The 24333-nt window shown below is 70.6% G+C and carries 29 protein-coding genes; 17 read left to right on the top strand and 12 right to left on the bottom strand.

Features of this window, described 5'->3' with window-relative positions; all coding sequences use genetic code 11:
* Positions 1 to 24 precede the first annotated feature (24 nt).
* Both clpS and ACPPVX_RS10060 read right to left on the bottom strand, forming a co-directional pair.
* On the bottom strand, positions 25 to 330 hold the full coding sequence (gene clpS, locus ACPPVX_RS10065) for an ATP-dependent Clp protease adapter ClpS (RefSeq protein WP_426574766.1): 306 nt from the start codon (positions 328 to 330) through the stop codon (positions 25 to 27).
* The gene (locus ACPPVX_RS10060; RefSeq protein ID WP_426574765.1) at positions 281 to 1297 is read right to left on the bottom strand and encodes a COX15/CtaA family protein; all 1017 of its coding nucleotides are present in this window, start codon (positions 1295 to 1297) and stop codon (positions 281 to 283) included. The genes clpS and ACPPVX_RS10060 overlap by 50 nt, the downstream gene beginning before the upstream one ends.
* A gap of 116 nt (positions 1298 to 1413) precedes the next feature.
* On the opposite strand from ACPPVX_RS10060, the gene ACPPVX_RS10055 reads away from it, so the two are divergent.
* The 8 genes from ACPPVX_RS10055 to ACPPVX_RS10020 all read left to right on the top strand — a co-directional run bounded on the left by ACPPVX_RS10055 (position 1414) and on the right by ACPPVX_RS10020 (position 9822).
* Complete coding sequence (locus ACPPVX_RS10055) at positions 1414 to 2310, top strand: heme o synthase (protein ID WP_426574764.1); 897 nt, start codon at positions 1414 to 1416, stop codon at positions 2308 to 2310.
* Positions 2311 to 2539: 229 nt separating this feature from the next.
* Positions 2540 to 4069, top strand: coding sequence for a cbb3-type cytochrome c oxidase subunit I (locus ACPPVX_RS10050; RefSeq protein ID WP_426574763.1), 1530 nt, complete (start codon positions 2540 to 2542; stop codon positions 4067 to 4069).
* Complete coding sequence (locus ACPPVX_RS10045; RefSeq protein ID WP_426574762.1) at positions 4069 to 4665, top strand: cytochrome c oxidase subunit 3; 597 nt, start codon at positions 4069 to 4071, stop codon at positions 4663 to 4665. The genes ACPPVX_RS10050 and ACPPVX_RS10045 overlap by 1 nt, the downstream gene beginning before the upstream one ends.
* 9 nt (positions 4666 to 4674) lie before the next feature.
* Positions 4675 to 5514, top strand: coding sequence for a hypothetical protein (locus tag ACPPVX_RS10040; protein ID WP_426574761.1), 840 nt, complete (start codon positions 4675 to 4677; stop codon positions 5512 to 5514).
* A gap of 17 nt (positions 5515 to 5531) precedes the next feature.
* Complete coding sequence (coxB, locus tag ACPPVX_RS10035) at positions 5532 to 6731, top strand: cytochrome c oxidase subunit II (protein WP_426574760.1); 1200 nt, start codon at positions 5532 to 5534, stop codon at positions 6729 to 6731.
* A 13-nt stretch (positions 6732 to 6744) separates the two neighbouring features.
* Positions 6745 to 8814: a cytochrome c oxidase subunit I gene (ctaD, locus tag ACPPVX_RS10030; RefSeq protein ID WP_426574759.1), complete on the top strand. Its 2070-nt coding sequence runs from the start codon at positions 6745 to 6747 to the stop codon at positions 8812 to 8814.
* Positions 8807 to 9424, top strand: a complete 618-nt coding sequence (locus tag ACPPVX_RS10025; protein ID WP_426574758.1) for a cytochrome c oxidase subunit 3 — start codon at positions 8807 to 8809, stop codon at positions 9422 to 9424. Before ctaD ends, ACPPVX_RS10025 begins: the two co-directional genes overlap by 8 nt.
* Before the next feature lie 11 nt (positions 9425 to 9435).
* A complete protein-coding gene (locus tag ACPPVX_RS10020) occupies positions 9436 to 9822 on the top strand; it encodes a cytochrome C oxidase subunit IV family protein (protein ID WP_426574757.1) in 387 nt (128 codons plus the stop codon).
* Positions 9823 to 10117: 295 nt separating this feature from the next.
* On the opposite strand, the gene ACPPVX_RS10015 is transcribed toward ACPPVX_RS10020, so the two are convergent.
* Complete coding sequence (locus ACPPVX_RS10015) at positions 10118 to 10870, bottom strand: ABC transporter permease (protein WP_426574756.1); 753 nt, start codon at positions 10868 to 10870, stop codon at positions 10118 to 10120.
* Complete coding sequence (locus tag ACPPVX_RS10010) at positions 10867 to 11868, bottom strand: ABC transporter ATP-binding protein (protein ID WP_426574755.1); 1002 nt, start codon at positions 11866 to 11868, stop codon at positions 10867 to 10869. Before ACPPVX_RS10010 ends, ACPPVX_RS10015 begins: the two co-directional genes overlap by 4 nt.
* Before the next feature lie 139 nt (positions 11869 to 12007).
* Here ACPPVX_RS10010 and serS point away from each other — a divergent pair, with 139 nt between their 5' ends.
* The 6 genes from serS to pdxH all read left to right on the top strand — a co-directional run bounded on the left by serS (position 12008) and on the right by pdxH (position 16338).
* Positions 12008 to 13285: a serine--tRNA ligase gene (serS, locus tag ACPPVX_RS10005; RefSeq protein WP_426574754.1), complete on the top strand. Its 1278-nt coding sequence runs from the start codon at positions 12008 to 12010 to the stop codon at positions 13283 to 13285.
* A gap of 1 nt (position 13286) precedes the next feature.
* Complete coding sequence (locus tag ACPPVX_RS10000; protein WP_426574753.1) at positions 13287 to 13940, top strand: class I SAM-dependent methyltransferase; 654 nt, start codon at positions 13287 to 13289, stop codon at positions 13938 to 13940.
* Positions 13941 to 14276: 336 nt separating this feature from the next.
* Entirely contained in the window at positions 14277 to 14894 is a 618-nt protein-coding gene (locus ACPPVX_RS09995; protein WP_426574752.1) for a cysteine dioxygenase, read from the top strand.
* A complete protein-coding gene (locus tag ACPPVX_RS09990) occupies positions 14891 to 15298 on the top strand; it encodes a rhodanese-like domain-containing protein (RefSeq protein WP_426574751.1) in 408 nt (135 codons plus the stop codon). Before ACPPVX_RS09995 ends, ACPPVX_RS09990 begins: the two co-directional genes overlap by 4 nt.
* Before the next feature lie 64 nt (positions 15299 to 15362).
* Positions 15363 to 15677, top strand: a complete 315-nt coding sequence (locus ACPPVX_RS09985) for a phosphoribosylpyrophosphate synthetase (RefSeq protein WP_426574750.1) — start codon at positions 15363 to 15365, stop codon at positions 15675 to 15677.
* 7 nt (positions 15678 to 15684) lie between these two features.
* Positions 15685 to 16338, top strand: a complete 654-nt coding sequence (gene pdxH, locus ACPPVX_RS09980; RefSeq protein ID WP_426574749.1) for a pyridoxamine 5'-phosphate oxidase — start codon at positions 15685 to 15687, stop codon at positions 16336 to 16338.
* Position 16339: 1 nt separating this feature from the next.
* Here the strand turns inward: pdxH and ACPPVX_RS09975 are convergent, their stop codons facing one another.
* The 5 genes from ACPPVX_RS09975 to orn form a co-directional block, all read right to left on the bottom strand.
* A complete protein-coding gene (locus tag ACPPVX_RS09975) occupies positions 16340 to 17263 on the bottom strand; it encodes a cytochrome c biogenesis CcdA family protein (protein ID WP_426574748.1) in 924 nt (307 codons plus the stop codon).
* A 3-nt stretch (positions 17264 to 17266) separates the two neighbouring features.
* Positions 17267 to 17911: a TlpA family protein disulfide reductase gene (locus tag ACPPVX_RS09970; protein WP_426574747.1), complete on the bottom strand. Its 645-nt coding sequence runs from the start codon at positions 17909 to 17911 to the stop codon at positions 17267 to 17269.
* A gap of 271 nt (positions 17912 to 18182) precedes the next feature.
* The gene (locus tag ACPPVX_RS09965) at positions 18183 to 18530 is read right to left on the bottom strand and encodes a WhiB family transcriptional regulator (RefSeq protein WP_426574746.1); all 348 of its coding nucleotides are present in this window, start codon (positions 18528 to 18530) and stop codon (positions 18183 to 18185) included.
* 161 nt (positions 18531 to 18691) lie between these two features.
* Complete coding sequence (locus ACPPVX_RS09960) at positions 18692 to 18886, bottom strand: hypothetical protein (protein ID WP_426574745.1); 195 nt, start codon at positions 18884 to 18886, stop codon at positions 18692 to 18694.
* A gap of 136 nt (positions 18887 to 19022) precedes the next feature.
* Positions 19023 to 19625, bottom strand: a complete 603-nt coding sequence (orn, locus tag ACPPVX_RS09955; protein WP_426574744.1) for an oligoribonuclease — start codon at positions 19623 to 19625, stop codon at positions 19023 to 19025.
* A 34-nt stretch (positions 19626 to 19659) separates the two neighbouring features.
* Between orn and dut the strand changes: the two genes are divergently transcribed.
* Positions 19660 to 20109: a dUTP diphosphatase gene (gene dut, locus ACPPVX_RS09950; RefSeq protein WP_426574743.1), complete on the top strand. Its 450-nt coding sequence runs from the start codon at positions 19660 to 19662 to the stop codon at positions 20107 to 20109.
* Between the two features lie 32 nt (positions 20110 to 20141).
* Here dut and ACPPVX_RS09945 read toward each other — a convergent pair whose 3' ends face one another.
* The 3 genes from ACPPVX_RS09945 to ACPPVX_RS09935 are packed head-to-tail and all read right to left on the bottom strand — an operon-like array spanning position 20142 to position 22333.
* Positions 20142 to 20906: a SigB/SigF/SigG family RNA polymerase sigma factor gene (locus ACPPVX_RS09945; RefSeq protein ID WP_426574742.1), complete on the bottom strand. Its 765-nt coding sequence runs from the start codon at positions 20904 to 20906 to the stop codon at positions 20142 to 20144.
* Positions 20907 to 20908: 2 nt separating this feature from the next.
* Positions 20909 to 21298 (bottom strand): hypothetical protein, encoded by a 390-nt coding sequence (locus ACPPVX_RS09940; protein WP_426574741.1) that lies wholly within the window; start codon positions 21296 to 21298, stop codon positions 20909 to 20911.
* A 27-nt stretch (positions 21299 to 21325) separates the two neighbouring features.
* On the bottom strand, positions 21326 to 22333 hold the full coding sequence (locus tag ACPPVX_RS09935) for a hypothetical protein (RefSeq protein WP_426574740.1): 1008 nt from the start codon (positions 22331 to 22333) through the stop codon (positions 21326 to 21328).
* 103 nt (positions 22334 to 22436) lie between these two features.
* Here ACPPVX_RS09935 and ACPPVX_RS09930 point away from each other — a divergent pair, with 103 nt between their 5' ends.
* Positions 22437 to 23777 carry a PepSY-associated TM helix domain-containing protein gene (locus tag ACPPVX_RS09930; RefSeq protein WP_426574739.1) on the top strand — a complete coding sequence of 447 codons (1341 nt, stop codon included), beginning with the start codon at positions 22437 to 22439 and terminating at the stop codon, positions 23775 to 23777.
* Complete coding sequence (locus ACPPVX_RS09925) at positions 23774 to 24289, top strand: hypothetical protein (protein WP_426574738.1); 516 nt, start codon at positions 23774 to 23776, stop codon at positions 24287 to 24289. Before ACPPVX_RS09930 ends, ACPPVX_RS09925 begins: the two co-directional genes overlap by 4 nt.
* Positions 24290 to 24333: the final 44 nt, after the last annotated feature.

The raw sequence follows: 24333 nt of genomic DNA, 5'->3' as shown, positions 1-24333 counted from the left end.
CGGAACAGTGCGATGGCGGAAGCCCTACTCGTCGTGCTGCATGGTGGCCCACAGCCCGTGCTCGTGCAGCCGGAACACGTCGAGCTCCGCCTTCTCGCGCGGTCCCGACGAGACCACGGCCCGGCCCTTGTTGTGGACGTCGAGCATCAGCTTCTCGGCCTTGTCCTTGGAGAACCCGAACAGCTTGCGGAAGACGAGGGCGACGTACTCCATCGTGTTGATGGGGTCGTTCCAGACCAGGACGATCCAGGGCAGGTCGGTGTCGAGCGCGACATCCCCCTCAGGGGACGAGATCTCCGTGGGGGAGATGGTCGGGGTGCTCGGTGCCACCCCCCGATTGTGCCGCGGTTGGGGCCTCCGACTCCAGAGGCGCCCGCATCCGCAGCAGGACCATGAGCACGGCGACCCACACCAGCGACGCCCCGAGGATGTGCAGGGCCACCAGCCCGGGCGGCACGCCGGTGAAGTACTGGGTGTACCCGATGGCCCCCTGGAGGAGCAGGACCGTGAGCAGCGTGGTGGTGGCCGCGAGGAGCTGGCCCTTCGGCTGGTGGCGCCGGAGCTGCACCAGGACCCAGATGGTCGCGCCGAGGAACACCATCATCGCGATGCCGTGGATGCGAGCCGCGTCGTGCACGTGGATGGGCAGCCGGCGGACCGAGGCCGCGGCTTCGCGCTGCTCGGCGAGCGATGCGCCCATCTCGGCTTCGTTGTGGCCGCTGTGGGGCCCGGACCCCGTGACGAGCGTGCCGGTGAGGAGCACGACCATGGCCAGGCCCACCAGGGCCTTGCCCCAGGCGAGCAGCGCGGGGGTGACGACGGGCCGCGGCGCGACGCCGTCGGGGAGCCCGGCGCGGTGGGTGAGCACGGTGGCGTTGGCCACCAGGGCCATCGACACGACGAAGTGGCCCTGCACCAGCCACGGGTTGAGGTCGCTCAGCACCACGAGGCCGCCGAGCACGATCTGGGCGACGACGCCGCCCACGAGCCCGAGCGACAGCCACACCAGGTCCTTGCGGCGCGGGGCCCGCCGCAGCGAGCCGAGCACGGCGAGCACCACCGCCACCGAGACCAGGCCGGTGATCATGCGGTTGTAGAACTCGATCTTGGCGTGCAGGTCGGTGGACGGCGTGAACGTCTTCTGCGTGCAGCGGGGCCAGTCGGTGCAGCCGAGGCCCGAGCCGGTGAGGCGGACGCCCGCGCCGGTCACGACGATCGCGACCAGCAGCACCAGGGCCGCCATCGTGATCACCCGGTAGGTGCGCGGCGAGACCGGTTGACGAAGACGCGACAGCACCGTTCCAGGGTACGGGCGCCGCGCGTGCCCGACCCAAGCGGGGGCCGGGTCGCCTGCCTCTGCCGCCGCGCCACCGGAATAGTTCGGGCCGGTGCCCGAGACTTAGGGTGGCGACCGTGTTGAAGCCGGCCCAGTCTCCGCTGCGATCTCGTGTCGCCGGGTACGTCGCGCTGACCAAGCCGCGCATCATCGAGCTGCTCCTCGTCACCACCGTGCCGACCATGGTCGTGGCCGAGAAGGGGATCCCCTCGATCTGGCTGATGATCAACACGGTCATCGGTGGGGCCCTCGCCGCGGGCGGGGCCAACGCCATCAACATGTACGTCGATCGAGACATCGACGCGCTGATGGAGCGCACCAAGAACCGCCCGCTCGTCACCGGGCTCATCAAGCCCCGCAACGGCCTGATCTTCGCCATCGCCCTCGAGGTCATCGCGTTCGTGTGGCTCACCTACTGGGTGAACCTGCTCACCGCGTGCCTGGGCGTGGCCGCCTGCCTCTTCTACGTGTTCGTGTACACGCTGTGGCTCAAGCGCACGTCGAAGAGCAACATCGTCATCGGTGGTGCGGCGGGCGCCGTCCCCGTGCTGATCGGGTGGACCGCCGTCACCAACAGCCTGAGCTGGGCCCCGATCGTCTTGTTCGCCGTCATGTTCTACTGGACGCCCCCGCACTTCTGGGCGCTGGCCATCAAGTACAAGGACGACTACTCCTCCGCCGACGTGCCGATGCTGCCCTCCGTGGCCAGCATGAAGACCACGGCGACGCGGATCCTCCTCTACACGCTGCTCCTGTGGGGCCTCACCCTGGTGTTCTCGCCGGTGGCCGACATGGGCGACATCTACCTGGTGTCGGCCATCGTCCTCGGCGGCGTGTTCACCTGGTTCGCGGTGCGGCTGCTGCGGGAGCCCACCACCCAGCGCGCCATGAAGGTGTTCACCTACTCGATCACCTACATCACCTTGCTGTTCGGGGCGATGGCGCTCGATGTCCTGGTGCGGAACGCCCGATGAGCACCGGTGTCTCCGCCCCTGCCCACCGCGGCTTTTCCTGGCCGCAAGGGCGACTGTGTAGTGTCCCGATCCGTACGGAACCGAACCCCCACGAAGCGTCGCGCTGCCCCTGGGAGGGTGTGGCGACGGTGAGGTCAGAGCACCCATGGCTGTAACCGAGACCCCTCCCGAGACCGTTGACGCGGCCTCTGCGACGGATCCCTCGCCCCAACGCACGCAACCCACCGGGTTGGCCGGCGTCCTGGGCTCCGGCGACCACAAGGTGATCGGTCGCCTGTTCATCGTCACGTCGCTGATCCTCGGGCTCGTGGTGCTGGCGCTGAGCGAGGGCTTCGTGATCGAGGCCATCAAGCCCGAGACGCTCGACATCTTCACCAGCGACACCGCCTACCAGCTGTTCACGCTGGCTCGCATCGGGTTCATCTTCCTGCTGGCGATGCCCCTGGTGATCGGCGTGGCCATGGTGGTCGTGCCCCTGCAGGTGGGCGCTCGCACCATCGCCTTCCCCCGGGCCGCCGCCGCCTCGTTCTGGGGCTGGTTCCTCGGCTCGCTGGCGCTCATCGGCTCCTACATCGGCAACGGCGGCCCCGGCGGCGGCAGCAGCATCGGCGTGAACCTGTGGATCACCTCCATGGGCCTGATCGTGATCTCCCTCCTGCTGGCCTCGATCTGCCTGGCCACCACGGTGCTGGCCCTGCGCCCCACGGGCATGTACCTCCAGCGGGTCCCGCTGTTCTCGTGGTCGGCGATGATCGCCGCCCTCCTGTGGCTGCTCACCCTCCCGGTGCTGTTCGCCCTGATCGTGCTGATGTACGTCGACCACCGCAGCGCCGGCAGCGTGTTCGTGGGCAACCCGGCCACGCTCTACGGCAGCCTCACCTGGCTGTTCCGCAACCCGCAGATCTACGTGGTGGCCATCCCGGTCCTCGGCTTCGTCGCCGATGTCCTGGCCACCACCTCCGGCGCCCGGATGCAGCTGCGCTCGGTCGCCCAGAGCGCCATCGCCGTGTTCGGCATCCTCTCGTTCGGCGCCTTCCTGGTGGCCCCCAGCGCCTCGGCCCTCGACTCGCCCCTGGTGCTGGTCATGGGCCTGGTGGCCGTCCTGCCGCTGCTCGCGCTGGCCGCCGCCTGCGCCGACCTGTTCCGCAAGGGCTCGTTCAAGCTCCACGCCGGCGTCGTCTACGCCGTGTCGGCCTTCTTGATCCTGCTCCTCGGTGTCGCCGCCGGTGCGCTCGGGTCGTTCCCGAACCTGCTCGACGCCCCCAAGGGCACCTCGGTGTCCAACAGCATCTACTTCGTCGGCGTGAGCACGGCCGTCCTGCTGGCCACGGTCATCGCCTCGCTCGGCGCCATCCACTGGTGGGCCACCAAGATCGGTCGTCGCCCCGCCAACGAGAAGCTCGGCCTGCTCGCCCCGCTGGTCCTGCTGCTCGGCTCGGCCATGGCGGTCATCCCCGACCTGGTGGCCGGCCTCACGGGCAAGGGCCTCGAGCTCAACGCCGACTACACCGGGGGCTCGGCCGCCGGCAACGGCATCGCCGCCGCCGGCATCGGCCTGCTCGCCCTCGGCGTGCTCATCGCCGTCATCTCCTTCCTGCCGCTCTTCAAGAAGAGCGACGACGAGGTCGAGGCCGATCCGTGGAACGGCCTCACGCTCGAGTGGCTCGCCCCGTCGCCTCCGCCCCTCGACAACTTCGTCGGCGACATCCCGGTCGTCACCTCGGCCGAACCGCTCATCGACCTGCGTGAGGAGAAGTGATGGCTGCCGACGCCGCCCTCGCCCTGCCCCCGGCCGCACCGCCTGCTCGCCCCCGGGTCCTGCTCGTGGGCACCGCCCTCGCCGCCGGGGCCACCTTCATGGCCTTCGCCGGCATGATCGGGCTCTACCTCGGCCAGCGCGCTGCGGTCCTCTCGCAGGGCGGCACCTGGCTCCCCGACGGCGTCCACATCCCGCTCACCCCGGGCGGGATCGGCATGGGCACCATGCTCCTGTCGGCCGTCACCATGTGGTGGGCCGTCGACGCCGTGGGCCGCAACGATCGTCCGTCCGCCTACCTGGCGCTCGGCATCACGGTCATGTTCGGCCTGGCGGTCATCAACGCCACCACCTTCCTGTACACGCAGATGGGCCTGGCCATCCACACCAAGGTCGGCCTGCTCATCTACACCATCACCGGTGCCCACCTGGCCATGATCGTTGCTGGCCTCGTGTTCGCCTCCGTGATGACCTTCCGCACGCTGGGCGGCGAGTACCACGGTCGAGACCGTGAAGGCCTCGTCGCTGCAGCCCTCTTCTGGTACGCGACCATCGCCGTGAACGCGGTCATCTGGTACGCGATCTACGTCACCAAGTAAGGGCCCGAGATGTTCAAGACCGGTTCCAAGTTCTTGTACGGCCTGGCTGCCTTCGGCTTCGTCGCGGCCATCGCCTACGCCATGGCCACCGACGGCCACCCCTTCGACAAGGTCGGCGCCATCCTCGGCCCGCTCTCGCTCGGCTACAAGGGCTACGTCGGCGATCACGTGGGCTTCACCATCCTGGTGGGCCTGGCGTTCACCGCCTTCTTCCTCGCCGTGCTGCTGTCGGCGCTCCGCGACACCGACGCCGAGGCCGTCGCCCAGGATGCCGGCCTCGAGGTCGTGCCCGCTGTCCCCGCTCCGGCCACCGTCAACTACTGGCCCGTCGTCGCCGCCTTCTCCGCCGCCGCGGTGGTGCTCGGCCTCGCCGTCGGCTCGCAGCTCTTCGTCGTCGGCCTCATCGGTGCCACCGCCGCCACGTTCGAGTGGACGGTCCGGGCCTGGTCCGACCGGGCCACCGGCGACCCCGAGGTCAACCGGGGCATCCGCAACCGGCTCATGCACCCCATCGAGGTGCCTGCCATCGCCATCCTCGGGATCGGCGGCTTCGTGCTCGCCATCTCCCGGATCCTGCTGGCGCTGCCCAAGACCGGCTCGTACCTGGTCTTCGCCATCGTGCCCGCCCTCATCTTCGGGGTGGGCGTGCTCATCGTCACCAAGCCGAAGCTGTCGCAGTCGGTGATCGCGGCGCTCCTGCTCGTGGGCGGCTTCGCCGTCCTCGCCGGTGGCGTGGCGGCGGCCATCCACGGCGAGCGAGAGCCCGAGAAGCACAAGACCGATCAGGGCGAGCACCGCATCGCCCCGTTCGTCGAACCCGGACAAACCGTGATCAGGGTGGGCAACTGATGGAAGGTCGAGGAACCATGACCGGGCGAGCACGCTCCCCCTTCACGAAGGCCGCCCTGCTGGGTGTCGGCCTCATGCTCTCCGCGGTCGGTTGCGCCAGCAACGCGCCGCAGGACACGTTCAAGCCCAAGGGCCCGCAGGCCTTCCAGATCTTCCACCTCGCCGTCCCGGTGTTCATCATCGCCGGCGTGGTGCTGGTCCTCGTGATGGGCCTCGCCGTCGGCATCGCCGTCAAGTTCCGGGCCAGCAAGGACGAGCACCCCGACGAGTTCCCCGCACAGGTGCACGGCAACTTCAAGGCCGAGATCACCTGGACCATCATCCCGCTGCTGATCCTCGTCGGCGTGGCCATCCCCACCGTGTTCACGGTGTTCGACCTGGCCAAGAAGCCGCCGGCCGATGCGCTGACCGTCGAGGTCTACGGCCAGCAGTGGTGGTGGGAGTACCGCTACAACTTCGACGTCGACAACGACGGCAAGGTCGATCAGATCATCACCGCCAACGACCTCGTGGTCCCGGCGGGTCGGCCCATTGCTTTGCGCATCAAGTCGCGCGACGTCATCCACTCCTGGTGGGCCCCGGCGCTCAACGGCAAGAAGGACGCCGTCCCCGGACGCGTCCACCCGCTGAGCATCGAAGCTCCCGATCCCGGCGAGTACATCGGCCAGTGCACCGAGTTCTGCGGGCTCTCCCACGCCGAGATGCGGATCAAGGTCGTGGCCATGAAGCCCGCCGAGTTCCAGGCTTGGGCCGAGAACCAGATCCAGCCGTTCCAGGCACCCACCGAGGCCGGTGCCGCCGCCGGCTTCAGCACCTTCGCCAGCCAGTGCACGTCGTGCCACCGCATCACGGGCATGACCGATCCCACCGACTCCAGCAAGACGTTCGTGTACCCCAAGGTCGTGAACCAGGTCTCGGGCGAGGTGCCCAACCTCACCAAGTTCATGACCCGCACGATGTTCGCCGGCGGCAAGTTCAACCTGCGCCTGCCCACGACCGAGTGCAAGGCCCTCGGCGAGACCTGGGCCTCCACCAAGGACGGCATCGCCAAGTGCCTCAACCGCGAGGCGCTCGAGGCCTGGCTGCGCAACCCACCGGCCGAGAAGGCCATGCACCCCGGCGAGGTGCCCAGCCCCGAGAGCCGCGGCATGCCGAACTTCCACCTGACCGAAGACCAGATCGATGATCTGGTCGCCTTCTTGATCACGCTGCAGTAGGAACGAGCACGTCATGAGCACCATCGACGGACCCCTCGCCCTCGGTACGGGCGACGTCGCGAACGAACGCCCTTCCGGCGTCTTCGCCCGTCCCACCACAACCACCGGCTGGCGCAGCTGGGTCACCACGGTCGACCACAAGAAGATCGCGATCATGTACGGCGCCGCCGCCATGTTCTTCTTCATCTTCGGTGGCGTCGAAGCCCTGCTGATCCGCCTCCAGCTCGCCCGTCCCAACGGCAAGCTCCTCAGCGCCGACCTGTACAACCAGGTCTTCACCATGCACGGCACCACCATGATCTTCCTGGTGGTCATGCCGATCGGTGCGGCGTTCATGAACTACCTGCTGCCGCTGCAGATCGGCGCCCGAGACGTGGCGTTCCCGCGGATGAACGCCCTGTCGTTCTGGGTGTTCCTCTTCGGTGGCGTCGTCCTCAACTCGAGCTGGCTGCTCGGCGGCGGCGCCGACGGCGGCTGGTTCAACTACGCCCCGAACAACGGCGTCATCTTCTCGCCGAGCCACGGCATCGACTTCTGGAACATGGGCCTGCTGCTCACCGGCATCGCCTCCCTGGTCGGCGCGGTGAACCTCATCGTCACGGTGCTCAACATGCGGGCGCCGGGCATGACGCTGATGAAGATGCCCGTGTTCACCTGGATGAGCCTCGTCACGCAGTTCCTGCTGCTGTTCGCCATCCCGGTGCTCACGTCAGCGCAGTTCCTGCTCATGTTCGACCGGCTCTTCGGAGCACAGTTCTTCAACGTGAGCCAGGGCGCCGACCCGCTGCTCTGGGAGCACCTCTTCTGGATCTTCGGGCACCCCGAGGTCTACATCATGATCCTCCCGGCCTTCGGCGTGGTCTCGGAGATCATCCCGGTCTTCGCCCGCAAGCCGATCTTCGGCTACCCGTTCATGGTCTTCTCCGGCATCGCCATCGGCTTCATGGGCTGGGGCGTCTGGGCCCACCACATGTTCGCCTCCGGCATCGGCCCCATCTCCGTGGCGGCCTTCTCGGTGTCCACCATGTTCATCGCCGTGCCCACCGGCGTGAAGATCCTCAACTGGCTGGCCACCATGTGGGGCGGCAAGCTCACGTTCTCGGCCCCGATGATGTACTCGATCGGCCTGGTCACGATGTTCACCATCGGCGGCCTGTCGGGCGTCACCCACGCCGTCGCCCCGGCCGACACGCAGCAGACCGACACGTACTACATCGTCGCCCACTTCCACTACGTGCTCTTCGGTGGCGCCCTGTTCGGGTTCATCGGCGGCTGGTACTTCTGGTGGCCGAAGGTGTTCGGCTACGCCTTGGGCGATCGCACCGGCAAGATCAACTTCTGGATCCTGCTGATCGGCTTCAACCTCACGTTCGGGCCGATGCACATCCTCGGGCTCCAGGGCATGCCCCGGCGCACCTACACCTACCGCGACGGCTACGGGTTCAACTTCTGGAACTTCGTCAGCACGGTGGGCGCCTTCATCATCGCCACGTCGTTCCTGATCTTCTTCTGGAACATCTGGGCGAGCTATCGAAAGGCGAAGAAGGCCGCCGGCGGCAAGGGCAAGCGCCTCTCGATGCCGGCCGACCCCTGGGACTCCCGCTCGCTCGAGTGGATGATCCCGAGCCCCACGCCGGCGCACAACTTCGACGTCGTCCCCACCGTGCAGTCGCTCGACGAGTTCTGGCACCGCAAGTACGGCGAGGACGAAGACCACCGCCTGGTGCGCATCGCTGCCACCGAGGACGTGGTCCAGAAGGGCGACGCCACCGACGTCCACCTGCCCTCGCCGTCGTACTACCCCATCGTGCTGGCGTTCGGCCTGCCGTGGATCACCTGGGGCCTCATCTACAACCTCTGGTTCTGCGCCTTCGGTGCGATCTTCGTGATCGCCGGCATCTACGGCTGGGTCCTCGAGCCCTCCACCGATCCCAACGCCGGGCACGACCACGACGACGACCACACCGATCACGATCCGAGCGGCGACGAGGTGACCGAGCCCGCGGGCGAGGGCACCGACTCCGACGCTGCCGAACCGAGCGGCGATGCCGCTCCCACCGAGGAGGCCGCGCTCGTTGACTGACCTGGCTGCAGCTCTGAAGGAAGAACTGGTCGGACCCGACCACGAGCACGTCACCACCACCGGCATCTCCAACGAGAAGCTGGCGATGTGGACGTTCCTCGGCTCCGAGTGCCTCCTGTTCGGTGGCCTCATCTCCACGTTCCTGCTCTACAAGGTGCGCGCCGCCGGCGGGCAGACGCCGCACGACCTCTACGACATCGCCTTCACGTCGATCTCGTCGTTCGTGCTGCTGATGAGCTCGCTCACCATGGTGCTCGCCGTCTCGTCGATCCAGCGCCGCGACCTCCGCGCCATGCGGGGCTGGCTGATGACCACCGCCCTGCTGGGCGTGGTGTTCATCTCCGGCCAGGTCTACGAGTTCACCGAGTTCGTGAACGAGGGCTACGGGTTCACCCACAGCCCGGCGTGGTCGGCGTTCTTCACGCTCACCGGCTTCCACGGCGTCCACGTCACCATCGGCATCGTCATGCTGCTGTCGGTCGTGGTGCTGTCGCTGCGGGGCCACATCACACCAGAACGGGCCGAGGCCGTCGAGATCGTGGGCCTGTACTGGCACTTCGTCGACGTGGTCTGGGTCGTGATCTTCTCCGTCGTCTACCTCATCAAGTAAGGGACAGGCACATGACCGACATCGCCGCTGCGCCCGCTGCCGAGGCTCCTGAGGAGCACCACCACGCGCACGATCACCACGTCCCCAACGACATGGTGTTCGTCCGGGTCTTCATCATGCTGGCGGTCATCACCGCCGTCGAGGTGGCCTGGGCGTACGCACCATGGGCCGACGCCGGCAGCAGCCGCGGTGCCACCGCGTTCTACTGGGGCGGGCTGCTCATCATGATGTGCATGAAGTTCGCCATCATCGCCGGGACGTTCATGCACCTCCGCTTCGACAACAAGCTGCTCACCCGGCTCTTCTACGCCGGCGTGTTCCTCGCCGTGATCGTGTACCTGATCGCCCTGAGCACCTTCCAGCTCTTCAGCAACAAGCCCCCGGGCTTCGCCCCCTGAGGCACCGCCCCTCCGGTGACGATCTGACCAGAGGCGCCCTCCGGGGCGCCTCTGCCGCGTCCTGGCCCGGCTCGATAGGCCCTGCCCGCGGGCCCGCTCGGACCGGCTGCAGACCGGCTGAGCGTGCAGTCCCGTGCCGCAGGGACACGGTTCCGCACGCGGCACTCGGCCGGTGGCGCCCAGGGTGGCCCGGGCCGTGGGCGGCGCGGGCTGTGGGGCGTGCGGTCTCGTGTCGCTGGGACACGGTTCCACACTGCGCTCGGCGGGGCCGGGCGGGTCGCGGTGCGGCCCGGGGTTACTCCCAGCGGAACCAGCGGGCGGCGGCGAGGGGGGCGACCACGGCCCAGACCGTCAGCACCACCAGCGCCGAGCCCGGGACGCTGCCCGTGGGGCCGAGGGCCCCGTGGAACACCTGGGCCAGCGCCGTGGAGGGCAGCAGCTTGGAGATGCTCTCCATGGGCTCGGGGAGCTTGTCGAGCGGGAAGACCATGCCGCTGACCAGCAGCAGCAGCAGGTAGAGGCCGTTGGCCGCCGCGAGCGTGGTGAGGGCGGGCAGCGTGCCGGCCATGAGCAGGCCGATGCCGGCGAACCCGATGGTGGCCAGGACCGCCGCCACCAGGGCCAGCCCGAGGGCGGGGCCGGAGAACCGGAAGCCGAGGAGGTAGCCCTCGATGGCGAGCACCGCGACCTGCACCACCTCGATCGCGACGACCGCCGCGGTCTTGGCCCCGAGCAGCTGGCGGCGGGTGAGGGGGGTGGAGCCCAGGCGCTTGAGCACGCCCATCTGGCGCTCGAAGCCGGTGGCGATGGCCACCGACACCAGGGCGGTGGACATGATCGCCAGGGCCAGCACGCCCGGGAACAGGAAGTCGATCGGGTCGCCATCGCCCGTGGGCAGCACGTCGACCTTGGCGAAGAACGCCAGCAGCACGACCGGGATCAGGAACGTGAGCAGGATCGACTCGCCCCTGCGGGCGGTGAGCAGCAGCTCGATGCGGGTCTGCGCCTTCCAGGCCTGGCGGCTCGGGGCGGCGACGGGGGCGGTCACGCGGCCCCGGGGCGGCGACGCCCCCGGCCCAGGCGGTCGGTCTTGGCCTTGGCGGTCTCGGGGGGCCGCTGGTCGAGCCGGACGGCCGGGACCTCGCCGGTGATGGTGGTCATCCGCAGGAACACGTCCTCGAGGGTCTGGCGCCCGGCGCGGATGTCGGCGAGCGCCAGGTCCTTCTCGGCGAGCCAGCTGGTGAGGGCGGCGATGTTGGCGGGCGACGGCTCGGTCTCGATGAGGTACTCGCCCGGCGAGCGCTCGTGCACCGCAGCCAGCATGACCTTGCCGAGCGCCGCGGTGTCGATGCCGGCGGGGGCACCGAAGCGGATCTCCCGGCTGCCGCCGGCCGCCATCAGCTCGTCGGGCGTCCCGACGGTGATGAGGTGGCCCCGGTCGATGATGACCACCCGGTCGGACACCTTCTCGGCCTCGTCGAGGTCGTGGGTGGTGAGCACCACGCACACGCCGTCGTGGGCCAGCTCCCGCACGGTGCGGCGGATCAGCTGGCGCCCCTGCACGTCGACGCCGGCGGTGGGCTCGTCCAAGAAGGCCACCCGCGGCTTGCCCACCAGGGCCAGGGCGAGCGAGAGGCGCTGCTGCTCGCCACCGGACATGTGGCGCCAGGTGTTGCGGCGCACGTGGGTGAGGCCCACCCGCTCGAGCAGCTCGGTGGGGTCGGCGGGATCCCGGTAGAAGGCGGCGTGGAGCTCGAGGGCCTCGATGGGCCGGATCCCTGGGTAGACGCCGCCGGCCTGGAGCATCACGCCGATCTGGGGCACGAGCTGGTCGTGCTGGGCGATGGGATCGAGGCCGAGCACGCGCACCTGGCCCGAGGTGGGGCGCCGGTAGCCCTCGAGGCACTCGATGGTGGAGGTCTTGCCGGCACCGTTGGGCCCGAGCACGGCCAGGACCTCCCCGGCCTCTGCCGAGAACGTGAGCCCGTTGACAGCTCTGGTGTTGCCGTAGGAGATGATGAGGTCGGAGACCTCCAGCGCGGGCATCGAGATCCACGCTACTTGCGAGGTGGGGCGTTGCCGTAGTCCGCCCGACGCCCGGAACCAGGGCGCGCCCCGACCAGGACCTGGACGCCGCCCCAATCGCATCGCCGGGGTTCAGGGCCGCCGAGTACCGTCGTGGCCCATGCTCGACATCCGCCGCATCCGTAGCGAACCCGATGCGGTGAAGGCGTCGCTGGCCCGCCGGGGCATCGACACCGCCGACATCGACACCGTCGCCGCCCTCGACGAGCGGCAGCGCCGCCTGGGCTCCCAGCGCGACGAGCTGCGCGTCCAGATCAAGGCCATCTCGAAGCAGGTGGGCCTCCTCCACAAGGAGGGCAAGCGGGAGGCCGCGGCCGACGCCCAGGCCGAGAGCCGGCTCCTCGGCGAGAAGGAGGCGGCCCTCGCGACCGAGGCGGCGGCGGTGGCGGCCGAGGTGCGAGACCTCCTCCTGCGCATCCCCAACACCCCGCACGACGATGCGCCCAACGGGGCCGGCGAGGCCGAGAACCCCGTCGTGCGCGTCGTGGGCTTCGACCCCGACGGGTACGGCGAGCACCAGCGCATCCCGCACTGGGAGCTGGGCCCCCGCTACGGGATCCTCGACAACGAGCGCGCCGTGAAGATCTCGGGCGCCATGTTCACCATGCAGCGCAAGGGCGGCGCCACGCTGGCCCGGGGCCTGCTGCAGTACGCCCTCGACCGCAACGCCGACGAGTTCGAAGAGGTGCGGCCCCCCACCCTCGTCACCAGCGACACCCTCACCGCCACCGGGCAGCTGCCCAAGTTCGCCGACGACGCCTACTGGGTCGAGCGCGACGACCTCTGGTGCATCCCCACCGCCGAGGTGCCGCTCACCTCCATCCACCGAGACGAGATCCTCGACACCGCCGAGCTGCCGATGCGGTTCATGGCGGCCACCTCGTGCTTCCGCCGAGAGGCCGGCTCGGCCGGTCGCGACACCCGCGGGATGCTGCGCACCCACGAGTTCGACAAGGTCGAGATCTTCCAGTACGCCACACCCGAGCAGGCCCCGGCCGAGCTCGAGGCCATGGTGGCCCGGGCCGAAGCGGGGATCCGAGACCTCGGCCTGGCCTACCGGGTGATCGAGATCTGCACCGGCGACATGGGCCAGAGCCACCACCGCTCGTTCGACATCGAGGTCTACGCCCCCGGCACCGACCAGTGGCTCGAGGTGTCGTCGGTCTCGTGGTTCAGCGACTACCAGAGCCGTCGCGGCAACATCCGCTACCGGCCGGGCGGCGGGGGCACCGCCATGGTGCACACCCTCAACGGCTCGGCGCTCGCCGTGCCCCGCGTCTGGGCCGCCATCGTCGAGACGTACCACCGCGCCGACGGGGGCATCGACGTGCCCGAGGCGCTGCTGCCCTACTTCCGCGGCAGCGATCGGATCGCCTGACGTGATCAGCGAGCTGGCCGCGGTGGTGGTCGAGCCCGAGCGGGCGGCCACGTGGGGCAGCTCCGCGGTCGATCACCCGATGCGAGAGGTCACCCGTGCCGTCGCGTTCGACCCCGACGGCTGGACGCCCGAGCGCCAGGCCCGGGTCGTCGAGCTGTTCGACTCGCTGGCCCCCGAGTGGAACACCCGCGACGTGGCCGGCCGCGAGCTGCCGATGCTCGACGCGCTCGATCGGGGCCTGGCGGCGGCCCCGCCGGCCGACCGGGGGGTCGCGGTGGAGCTGGGGGGCGGCACCGGGCTGTACTCGGGGGCGCTCGCCGAGCACTTCTCCACGCTGGTCACCGTCGACATCTCCACGGAGATGATCCGGCTGGTGCCGGCAGGCGCGGCCCTGCCGGTCCAGGGCGACGGGTCGCGGCTGCCGCTCGCCGACGGATCGATCGACGCCCTGGTCCTGGTCAACATGTTCCTGTTCCCCACCGAGGTCGGCCGGGTCCTGGCGGCCACGGGCGTGGTGGTGTGGGTCAACTCCCGCGGGGCCGAGACGCCGATCCACCTCACCGCTGACGAGGTCGATCAGGCCCTGCCCGGCGCCTGGGACGGGGTGTCATCGGCCGCGGGCTGGGGCACCTGGTCGGTGCACTGGCGAGCCTGATCGGCTGAAACCCCTAATTCCGATTGCATTGGTCGGGATTAGCCGGTACCGTGACGCACATGCGGTACCGCCTCGGCCTCCAGGCCCATCACGTCCAGCGCCGCGGCGAGTGTCGCCGCCCCGTGATGTGTCGCTGTTGACCTTCGTCGCAGCCTGACCGCTTCCTTCGCACGTCGGCCCGCATCCCCTGGTGGGCCGGTCGTGGTCGGCCCGCCCGCTCCTCCCTTGCGGGCGCGGCCCGAGCAGAGCGGCCGCCCGGGACCCCTTGCGCCTGGGCGGCCCTCTCTGCCTCGCTCTCGTCCTCTGCTCCGCACCACCACCGTCTCCGAGGCCCCCATGTCGACGCCCGCCGCTTCCCCGCTCTCCCGCCCCGCCCGCCTGCCCATCGACGACCGCTCGCCCGCCGCCCGCCGCGTCTCGCTGGCCCGACCGGGCCCTCGCCCGACCGATCCGCCGGTGCTGCCGGTGGGTGTGCTCGCCGACATCGCCCTCGGCCTCGCCCGCGCCACCGAGCTGTGGCAGCCGCACGTGTCCCACGACCCGCTGAGCCGGACCAGCGTCCGCCTGGTGGCCACCGAGTCCTATGAGGTGTGGCTGCTCGGGTGGACCCAGGGCCAGCGGGTCGAGTTCCACGACCACGGCGGCTCGAACGCGGCGTTCGCCGTGCTCGAGGGCGAGCTCCAGGAGATCACGCTCGGCGTGGCCGGCACCACGTCGAAGCGCCTCACGTCGGGACGCGTGGGCACCGTGGCTGCCGGTACCGTCCACGATGTGATCAACCCGACCGCGGTCGTGGCCACGAGCCTGCACGTGTACTCGAACCCGTTGCGCACGATGACCTACTACGACGGCCAGGGCCGCCCCACCTACACCGAGCTGGTGGAGCAGGTCCCCGCCCTGGTCACCTCGCCCACCCAGGCCCGAGCCCTGCACCCCTCCCGGGCGCGGGCATGACGACGCCCGGCTCCCGCATCGAGCAGCGCCTCGCCGAGGCCCGCGCCGTGCTGGACCGGGTGCGACCGGACCAGCTGGCCGCCGAGGTGGAGGCGGGCGCCCTGCTCATCGACCTCCGGCCCGAGGCCAACCGGGCGACGGAGGGCGAGCTCCCCGGAGCGATCGTGGTGGAGCGCATCCACCTCGAGTGGCGCCTCGACCCCACCAGCGGCGCCGCCCTGCCCGAGGCGAGCGACGACGCCCGGGTCATCCTGTTCTGCAACGAGGGCTACAGCTCGAGCCTCGCCGCTGTCGACCTGCACCACCTCGGCATCGCCCGTGCCACCGACCTGGTGGGCGGCTACCGGGCGTGGCGCGCCTTCGTCGACGGGCCGCGGCACCCACTGCCCATCGCGCCCGTCTGACCGCCCTGCCGAGGTCGAGGCGGCATCTGACGCGAACCCGGCGCGCGTTCGCCAGACTGAGGGCATGAACGATCCCGAGACCGTGGTTGATGCGCTCCGACTGCTCCGCGCCGACGGGTACGAGATCGAGTTCCAGCTGATCGACGGCCACCTGCAGTGCAACGCCGACGACCAGGCGTGCCCGGCCAGCGATGCGGTGGTGGAGCGCCTGTACCGCTTCGAGGGCGCCAGCGACCCCGGTGACGAGATGGTGGTGTTCGGCCTGCGAGACCCGGTCAGCGGCCGCCGGGGCGTCCTCGCCTCGGCGTACGGCATGGCCGCCGATCCCGACCTGCTCGAGCACCTCAACGGCCTGTCGTCGCGCTTCGGCACCGCGTGACGCGGTCGTGACCCGCGACCTGAGCGACCTGCGGGAGTCGTACCAGCGCGCCGGCCTGCGCCGGGCGGACCTGGCCGCCGATCCGGTCACCCAGTTCGAGTCCTGGTGGGACGCGTGGCGGCGCACCGACCCCTACGACGCCGCGGCTTGCGTCCTGGCCACGGTCGGCGCCGACGGCCAGCCTTCGGCCCGCTACGTGCTGTGCCGCTCGTTCGACGCCGACGGCTTCGTCCTCTACACCAACCAGCACAGCCGCAAGGCCGCCGACCTGGCGGCCAACCCTCGAGGCGCGCTCGTCTTCGGCTGGCTGGAGCTGGCCCGCCAGGTGCGGATCGAGGGGCCGGTCGAGGTGGTCGACGACGCGACGGCCGACGCCTACTGGGCCAGCCGCCCTCGCGGCAGCCAGATCGGGGCGTGGGCCTCGGCGCAGAGCGAGCCCGTGGCCGACCGCGCCGTGCTCGACCGCCAGCAGGCCGAGGCGGAGGCGCGGTACGGCACCGATCCGGCCGGCGAGCCGATCCCGCGGCCCGCGCACTGGGGCGGCTACCGGGTGGGCATCGACCGCATGGAGTTCTGGCAGGGGCAGCCCGACCGCCTGCACGACCGCTTCGAGTACCGCCGCCAGGGCGGCGCCTGGGAGATCACCCGCCTGTCGCCGTGAGTCAGTGCGGCGCGTGCTCCGAGGGGGAGCTGGACGAGGTGCCGGCCTCGGCATCGTCGTCGGTCCGGCGAGCGCGGGCCGGGGTGCGCAGCAGGGCGAACAGCACGGCGCCGCCGATCAGCAGGGCCAGGACCAGCGCCACCTCGAGCGGGTCGAAGTGGCCGAGCCAGCTGGAGACGTCGCTCGACCAGTTGGTGACCAGGCCGACCGGGCCGCGGGTGGCGTCCTGCTCGCCCCGCTGGATCAGCCGGATCTCGTAGACGCCGTACCAGGCCAGGTAGGCACCGGCGATCACCATGATCGCCCCGGCGATCCGGGTGAAGAACGGCAGGGCGCGGCGCAGGCGGATCAGGACGCCCTGGCGGGCGAGGGCGAGCGACACGGTGAGGACCATCAGCAGGAGGGCCATGCCCAGCCCGTAGGCCACGAAGGTGGCGATGCCGGCCGCGACCGACGACCGGGAGAACGTGGTGGCCACCACGGCGGTGAACGGGCCGATGGTGCACGACAGCGACGCCACCGCGTACGAGATGCCGAACACGAACATCGACCAGAGGCCCCGGCTGCGACCGCCCTTGTCGAGGCGGGGGAGCGCCAGCGCCGGCTCCCAGCCGGCCACGAACGCGATGCCCATGACCAACAGGGCGACGCCGATGATCACGGTGAGCCACGGCGACCACGTGCCGATGGCCAGCGAGGTCCACGAGACCAGCGCTCCGGCGATGGCGAACAGCAGCAGGAACCCGGCCGACACGACCGTGCCCACCAGCAGGGCCCGGGCCAGCGAGGCGCTCGACTGGGCGTCGTCGCCCTGGTCGATGCCCAAGAAGTAGCCGAGGTACGCGGGCAGCATGGCGAAGCCGCACGGGTTGACCGTGGCCACCATCCCGGCGGTGAACGCGGCCGCGAGGGGGGCGTCGATCACGGCTCAGCCGCCGTGCTGGTCGATGAACGACTGGAGCTGTGCCTGCGACTTGAAGGCACCGGTCTTGCTGGCGAGGAGGTCGCCGTCGGCGCTGAGCAGGAGCGTGGTGGGCATGCCCGCCGCCTTGGCGGCGTAGAAGAAGTTGCCGCTGGGATCGAGGGCCCACGGGTACGTGATGCCCGTCTGGTCGGCCAGCTCCTTGGCCTTCTCGACCCGGTCCTGGGAGGCCACGCCCACGAACGTGACGTCGGGGTTGTCGGCCCGGGCCTGCTCGAGCAGCGGCATCTCCTTGATGCACGGCGCGCAGGTGGACTGCCACAGGTTGACCAGCATCGGCTTCTCATCGAGGTGGGCGCCGAGGTTGGTGGAGCCGCCCGTCGGCGTGTCGAGCGGGAGGGCGAGCAGCTGTGCGGTGTCGACGTTCGTGGCCTCCTTGAGGTCCATCTGCCCCGCCCGGCCGGCCGCCTGGTCGTCGTCGCCCATGGCGATCGAGGCGATCAGGCCCGCGGCGAGCGCGGCCAGGAGCGCGATGCAGAAGCAGATCGCGACGGTCCGGCGATCCAGCGTCCGGGCCCGGGGGCGAGTGGTCTCGCTCGAGGGGGCCCGGTCGTCGGGTTCGCCGGCCTGGGGCTCGGGGGCGTCGACCATGACGCCTACGACGGTACCGGGATCGGTGGGTCCGCTCCCCATCGCGGCGCCCCCGATCGGGGCCCGGACGGCCACGGGCGCCCGGCCCCGGACCGCCCACCGGCGCGGGGCCGGGACGCGCCACCGGCGCCCGCCCCCGAGGGGGCCGACGCCGGTGACGGTGGTGTGAGTTGCGGGTCACGGCTCAGAAGGATCTGTTGCCGATACCGCTCTCGGGGTGCTCCGTTGCCAGGGGAGCAGGTGGTGCTGGGGCTCGGCTCGAGGGCCGGCCTCAAGCCGAGCGCAGGTGCTCGGGGATCGGGACCTCGGGCAGCTGGTCCTCGGGACGGGCCACCTTGGGCGGCCGGCCCCGACGCCGCTTCGACGCCAGGATCTTCCCGTTCAAGAAGAGCTGACCACCCCACACCCCCCACGGCTCCCGGCGCGCCATGGCGCCTTCGAGGCAGGGGATGAGCACGGGGCAGTCGGTGCACAGCCGCTTGGCGGCCGCGATGTCCTGCAGCTCCTCGGAGAAGAACAGGGCGGTGAGGCCGGCGCCACCGGTGGCGCACAGGGCATCGTCCTTCCAGGCTTCTGCGTCGTTCTCGTTCAGTGCTTCTTCGTCCGGTGCGAACAGCATCGGTATCCCCTTGCTCGTGTGGTGCTTCGTGTGTCAGTCGGGTGGTGGATGGGAGGTCATGTCTCGTTCGGTTGGGTGGAACCCGGGCCGGAAAAGGCGAAAGGCCGCTGGGATGTCCCAGCGGCCTTCGGAGGATTCGGATTCGATCTGGCAGGTTGTGCCTAGTTCGAGTCCTCCGGAGGCCGGTGGCGAATGCCCTTGACGTTCTTCACCACATAGCTGGACGGCATCGGCTTGATGGCGGCGAGCTCGTGATGGGAGCCAAAGGCGGCGGCGGTAGCCGACCAGCGAGCAGTGCGCGCGGCGGTACCGACGGGGGCCTGGAAGCTCCGCATGTCAGTGATCGTCGTGCTCATCGGACTGCTCCGGGTTGACGGGTGGGTAGAGGTGCGCCCGTGGGCGCCGTGACAGGGCACCACGCGGGCGCAGACCTTGTCAAACGATTTTCTTGCCGACCTCTGGGTGCCATCGCTCGCCGGGCGAGCGCCGGGGCTACTCCGCAACGCCACCCGGAGGGGTGACGGAGCCGTCACCTGCGACCGCGGCGGCGGTGCTGGACGCAGTGGGGACGAACAGCCGCTCGCGATAGAACCGCAGCTCATCGATGCTTTCGCGGATGTCGTCGAGGGCCCGGTGGGCGGTGGCCTTGCGCGGCAGCGCCGAGAGCGCGCCGGGGTACCAGCGGCGGGCCAGCTCCTTGATGGTGGACACGTCGACGGACCGGTAGTGGAGGTAGTCCTCGATCTCCGGGAGGTACTTGGCCAGGAACCGGCGATCGGTGCCGATGGAGTTGCCGCACAGCGGGACGGTGCGGGCGTCGGGCACGTGCTCCTTGATGAACGCCAGCGTCTGGGCGCCGGCGTCGGCCAGGGAGATCGTGGACGCCTCGATGGCCGGCAGCAGGCCCGACGAGGTGTGCATGTTCCGCACGAAGTCGTCCATCTCGGCGAAGACCTCGGGCGGCTGGTGCACCACCAGGTCGGGGCCCTCGCCCACGATCTGCAGCTCGTCGTCGGTCACGAGGGTGGCGATCTCGACGATCACGTGGCGTTCCGGCTCGAGGCCGGTCATCTCTAGGTCCATCCAGACGAGCACCCGGGGGAGGTTAGGGCGCGCCCGCCGCTCTAGCGTGCCCGGCGTGCTCCACGTCCCGATCCAGCGCCTCGACCCCGACCTGCCTGCTCCCGCCTACGCCCACGAGGGCGATGCCGGCGCTGACCTGCGGGCGCGCGAGACCGTCACCCTCGCCCCCGGCGGCGGGCGGGCGCTGATCCCCACCGGGGTGGCGATCGCCTTGCCGCCGGGGACGGCCGGGTTCGTGCAGCCCCGCAGCGGCCTGGCCCTGAAGCACGGCGTCACCTGCCTCAACTCGCCGGGCCTGATCGACTGCGGCTACCGCGACGAGCTCAAGGTGATCCTGGTCAACCTCGATCCCACCGAGCCGTTCGTGGTGGAGCGCGGCGACCGCATCGCGCAGCTCGTCATCCAGCGGGTGGAGCAGGCCTCGTTCACCGAGGTCGACGACCTGGGCGCCTCGGCTCGAGGCATCGGGGGCTTCGGCTCCACCGGCCACCGCTGACCGCTCCGCGCTGACCGGTCGGCTCGGAGCCGTCAGCGCTGCGCCACCTCGGCGCGTCGGCGCAGCTCCTCGAGGCACCGGGCCAGCATCCGCGACACGTGCATCTGCGACACGCCCAACCGCTCGGCGATCTGGTGCTGGGTCATCTCCTCGAAGTACCGGAGCCGGAGCATCAGCTGGTCGCGCGGGGCGAGGTGGGCGAGCAGCTCCTCCACCAGGAGGCGGTTCTCGGCCTCGAACAGGCCGAGGTCGTCGATGCCGAGCTGCGAGGGCGGCGCGTGGTGGTCGTCGTCGTCGTGGCTGCCGCTGCGGACATCGATCGAGTGCGAGCGGTACGCCTGCGCCGCTTCCATGGCTTCGAGGACCTCCTCCTCGGAGGCGCGGGCGGCGACGGCCAGCTCGGCGATGGTGGGCGAGCGGCCGAGCTGGTGGGTGAGGTCGGCCACCACCGTGTTGAGCCGCAGGTGCAGCTCCTGGATGCGCCGCGGCACCCGGACCGCCCAGCCACGGTCGCGGAAGTGGCGCTTGAGCTCGCCCATGATCGTGGGCGTCGCGAAGGTGGAGAACTCGAGGCCGCGTGCGGGCTCGAAGCGGTCGATGGCCCGCAGCAGCCCGAGCGACGCCACCTGCTCCAGATCGTCGAGCGACACGCCGCGGTTCGAGAACCGGCGGGCCAGGTGCAGCGCGAGCCGCAGGTTGGCCGCCACCAGCTGGTCTCGGATGGCCTGGTCGCGGGTCTCGTGGAACTCCTGCAGCAGCTTGCGCTGCTCGGCCCGTTCGGCGTCGTCGATCGGCACGGTCAGTCCTCCAGCCGCTTGACGATGCGGAAGCGGCCGCCGTCACGATCGATCTCGACCTCGTCGACCACGGCGTCGAGGATCATGCGGGTCAGGGCGGTGACCTCGGCGAGGGGCAGCGGCGGCTCCCGCGACGCCACCACCTCCAGCGCGTCGGGGCGCAGCCGGCAGGAGAACACCAGGTGCCCGTCGGCATCGGCCGGCTCGACCAGGGCGCCGAACAGCTCGCCGATGGCGACGCGCAGGTCCTCGACCTCGAGGTAGGTGAACCCGTTGCGCGAGGCCAGGGCGGTGACGGCGAGGCGGGCGACGCGGCTGTAGGGCGCCAGCGCGGGCACCGTCAGCCGGATCTGGTCGGCCTCGTCTGCAGCGTCCTGATCCTGGTGATCCACGGTGCGGGAATCGTAGGCCGGGTGCCCTCAGTGCGCTGACGTGGCCGCGGAGTACGCGAGCCGGATCTCCTGGGTCACCGTGGTGGCACCCGAAGCGCTGGTCAGGACGATCACCTGCGGCCCCGACACCTTGGTGGTGAGGGTGAAGCCGGGCGAGGTCAAGGCCAGCGTCCCCGTGCTGGTGCCCTCGAGCGCCGAGGATCGCAGCGACGCGGTGGTGCCCTTGGGCAGCCCGTCGAGCTCCAGGTCCTGGGGAGCCGCCGAGGTGGAGATGGTGGCGGTGTAGCCCACCTGGGCGGTGGTGAGCGCGGTGGCGGTGTAGATCGTCTGCGTCTTGATCTCGGCCCCGCCGGCGTCGCTCGTGGCGGTGACCGCCCAGCGGGCGCCCACGCCGATCGGTTCGGCCGGGAGCGACGGGCCCAGCCCCATGATCTGGCGGTCGAGCGCCTGGATCCGGGCGGTGGTGGCCTTGTCGACCCCCTTGGGCACGTCGAAGGCCAGGTCCTGGAACTCTCCGAGCGGGGTGACGAGCCCGGTCCCCTCGATGCCGACGAGCGGATCGAGCTGCTGCTGGAGGGCCTGCACCTGCTTGGCGGTCAGGCCCGTGCCCTTGGAGCGCACCGTCACGGCGGTGACGCGCATCGTGACCTGGGCCCCGGCGGAGGTGACCTTGCCGACGGTGTAGGTGAGCGTCTGGTTGATCGGCGGGCTGTCGACGCCCTGGGTGGGCGTGCCGGCGGTGGTGCCCTGGTCGACGGCGACGTCGGAGGTGAACGAGATGGTGGCCTCCTGCCCTTCGGTGAAGTGGAGGCGCAGGGCCAGCAGGGGCTCGGTCCCCGGGTCGAGGATCGTGGGCGGATCGCTCACCGCGACCGGCGGCTCGGTGGTGGTGGTCGGGGCGGCCGTGGTGGTGGCCGTGGCGTCGCTCCCCACCAGTCCGCAGGCGCCGAGCGGGGCGGCGAGGAGGACGGCGGCCGCCGCGGTGGCGACGGCGCGAGCGAGGGAACGGGGGGAGGGCGGCACGACGCCGTCCATGGTGGCGCACCGGGCGCGCTCCGACCAGGTCGGCCCATTTGCACAGCATGCCTAAGAATAGAAAGCATGCTTAACAACATTCGATTCCGCGGGAGGAACCATCGTGAGCCTGGTCCTGGATGGCCCCGCGTCGCCTGACGCCGTGCCAGAGGCGGAAGAGGCCGTGGCTCCGCCGGCGGCGGCACGCCGACGAGTGCCCCGCCGCCGCCTCCACCGGTTCCTGGTCGCCCGGCGCGCGCCCCTGGTGAAGGTGCACCGCTGGCTCTCGTTCCTGCTGCTGCTGTGGATCGTCGTCGAGAGCGTCACCGGGTCGTCGATCGTGTTCGCCGGCGACATCGATCGGCTCTGGAACGCCGACCAGTTCTCCACCACGGCCGGCGACGTCGGCCTGGTCGATGCCACCGCCGCCGCCCGTGAGGCCCGGCCCGACGACCTCGTCCGCTACGTGACCGCCCCGTCGTCGGGCGACACCGGCGGGATGTACGAGGTCTGGATGACCGACCCCGGCGGCGACTACCACGCCGTCCTGGTCGATCCCGGCTCCGGCACGGTCACGTCGGATGACCACCAGGCCCCGGCGGTGATCGCCCTGCTCGAACGGGTGCACTTCAACCTCAACAGCACATCGGTGTTCGGCCTGGCACCGCTCACCGTCATGGGTTGGATGGCCGTGGGCTGGCTGGTCGTGCTGCTCAGCGGCTTCTACCTCTGGTACTGGCCCGGGGTGAAGCGCTGGGCGCGGGCCTGGCGGGTGCGGCGGTCGCGCGGCCGGTTCACCTTCCACCTCGACCTCCACAAGGCCGTCGGCATCACGGTCCTCCTCCCGCTGCTGGTGGTGGTGATCACCGGGATCAACTTCGCGTTCCCGAACCAGGTGCGCGACGCCTGGAACGTGGTGACCTTCGGGAACTACCACGCGGCCTCGGCGGAGACGCCCCTGTCGACGCCCGCGGCGGGGGCCCAGCCGCTCACGGCGGACCAGGCGGTGAAGGTGGTCAGCCGGGTCGACCCGAGCGTCGACGTGTCCTACGTGTACCCGCCTGGCGGCAGCCCGGTCGGCGTCTACACCGTCGAGGCCACCGTCGACTCGGCGTTCCTCGGCACCGCGGGCGGCCAGCGCGACGTGGAGTTCAACGTCGACCAGTACTCGGGTGCGGTGGTGTCCATCGAGGACCCCGCCGACCAGAACGTCGCCACCCGCGCCTACGACGACTGGGCGTCCGACGTGCACTTCGGCACGTTCGGCGGGCTGACCACGGAGGTCCTGTGGGTCCTGCTCGGCCTCGGGCCCTTGGTGCTGGCCGTCACCGGGACGGCGATGTGGTTCACCCGGCGCAACAAGCGCCGAGCCCGCGCCGCTGCCGACTTCGGAGCCGCCCCGCCGCCCGATCTCGATGACCCCGACGACCCCTCACCCCCGCAACCCACAGGAGCACCCTCGTGACCACCCGCACCGCCCACATCCGTCGCGCCCGCCGGTCGCCCCTGGTGGTGCTGGCCGTTGGGTGCGCCCTCGCCGTCAGCGCGTGCGGCAGCACCCGCTACGTGGTGGTGCAGAACGGCTCGGCCGGCGCCGCGGTGGCCACCACGGCCGCGCCGTCGGGGCCCATCTCGGCCGATGACCAGAAGGCCATCGAGAAGGCCGTCGACGGTGCACTCGGCCTCGACGACCGGCCCTTCGCCGAGCGCGCCGGCTACCTCGACGGCGCCGATGACCTGGGCGACACCTACGCCTCGGTCCTCAAGCTGGTGAAGGACCTCGACGCGTCGCTCCGCATCGACAAGGTGGTCGCCGACGGTGACGAGGCCACGGCGACCGTGACCGTGGTGGTCTCCGGCGCCGAGTTCGCCGCGGGAGTGCCCGTCGAGCTGGTCCGGGTCGACGATGCGTGGAAGGTCACGCGCTCGGGGGCCTGCGCCGCCCTGGCGATCGGGAGCCCTTGCCCCGACGAGTGAGCGCCGCATGCCGATGGGGTCATGAAACGGCCTCGCCGCTAGCC

It is taken from the genome of Aquihabitans sp. McL0605 (assembly GCF_049993875.1).
GTDB lineage: Bacteria > Actinomycetota > Acidimicrobiia > Acidimicrobiales > Iamiaceae > Aquihabitans.
The sequence above is the reverse complement of the archived record's forward strand: the minus strand, read 5'-3'. Positions and strand labels throughout refer to the sequence as shown.

Bases quoted from the DNA above. Each gene is read 5' to 3' on its own strand.
- ACPPVX_RS10020 (WP_426574757.1), top strand. From the start codon at position 9,436: ATGACCGACATCGCCGCTGCGCCCGCTGCCGAGGCTCCTGAGGAGCAC.
- ACPPVX_RS10010 (WP_426574755.1), bottom strand. From the start codon at position 11,868: ATGCCCGCGCTGGAGGTCTCCGACCTCATCATCTCCTACGGCAACACC.
- coxB (WP_426574760.1), top strand. From the start codon at position 5,532: ATGACCGGGCGAGCACGCTCCCCCTTCACGAAGGCCGCCCTGCTGGGT.
- ACPPVX_RS09935 (WP_426574740.1), bottom strand. From the start codon at position 22,333: ATGGACGGCGTCGTGCCGCCCTCCCCCCGTTCCCTCGCTCGCGCCGTC.
- ACPPVX_RS10040 (WP_426574761.1), top strand. From the start codon at position 4,675: ATGTTCAAGACCGGTTCCAAGTTCTTGTACGGCCTGGCTGCCTTCGGC.
- ACPPVX_RS09990 (WP_426574751.1), top strand. From the start codon at position 14,891: ATGACGACGCCCGGCTCCCGCATCGAGCAGCGCCTCGCCGAGGCCCGC.
- ACPPVX_RS09965 (WP_426574746.1), bottom strand. From the start codon at position 18,530: ATGCTGTTCGCACCGGACGAAGAAGCACTGAACGAGAACGACGCAGAA.
- serS (WP_426574754.1), top strand. From the start codon at position 12,008: ATGCTCGACATCCGCCGCATCCGTAGCGAACCCGATGCGGTGAAGGCG.
- ACPPVX_RS10045 (WP_426574762.1), top strand. From the start codon at position 4,069: ATGGCTGCCGACGCCGCCCTCGCCCTGCCCCCGGCCGCACCGCCTGCT.
- ACPPVX_RS09960 (WP_426574745.1), bottom strand. From the start codon at position 18,886: ATGAGCACGACGATCACTGACATGCGGAGCTTCCAGGCCCCCGTCGGT.
- ACPPVX_RS09970 (WP_426574747.1), bottom strand. From the start codon at position 17,911: ATGGTCGACGCCCCCGAGCCCCAGGCCGGCGAACCCGACGACCGGGCC.
- ACPPVX_RS09995 (WP_426574752.1), top strand. From the start codon at position 14,277: ATGTCGACGCCCGCCGCTTCCCCGCTCTCCCGCCCCGCCCGCCTGCCC.
- ACPPVX_RS09985 (WP_426574750.1), top strand. From the start codon at position 15,363: ATGAACGATCCCGAGACCGTGGTTGATGCGCTCCGACTGCTCCGCGCC.
- ctaD (WP_426574759.1), top strand. From the start codon at position 6,745: ATGAGCACCATCGACGGACCCCTCGCCCTCGGTACGGGCGACGTCGCG.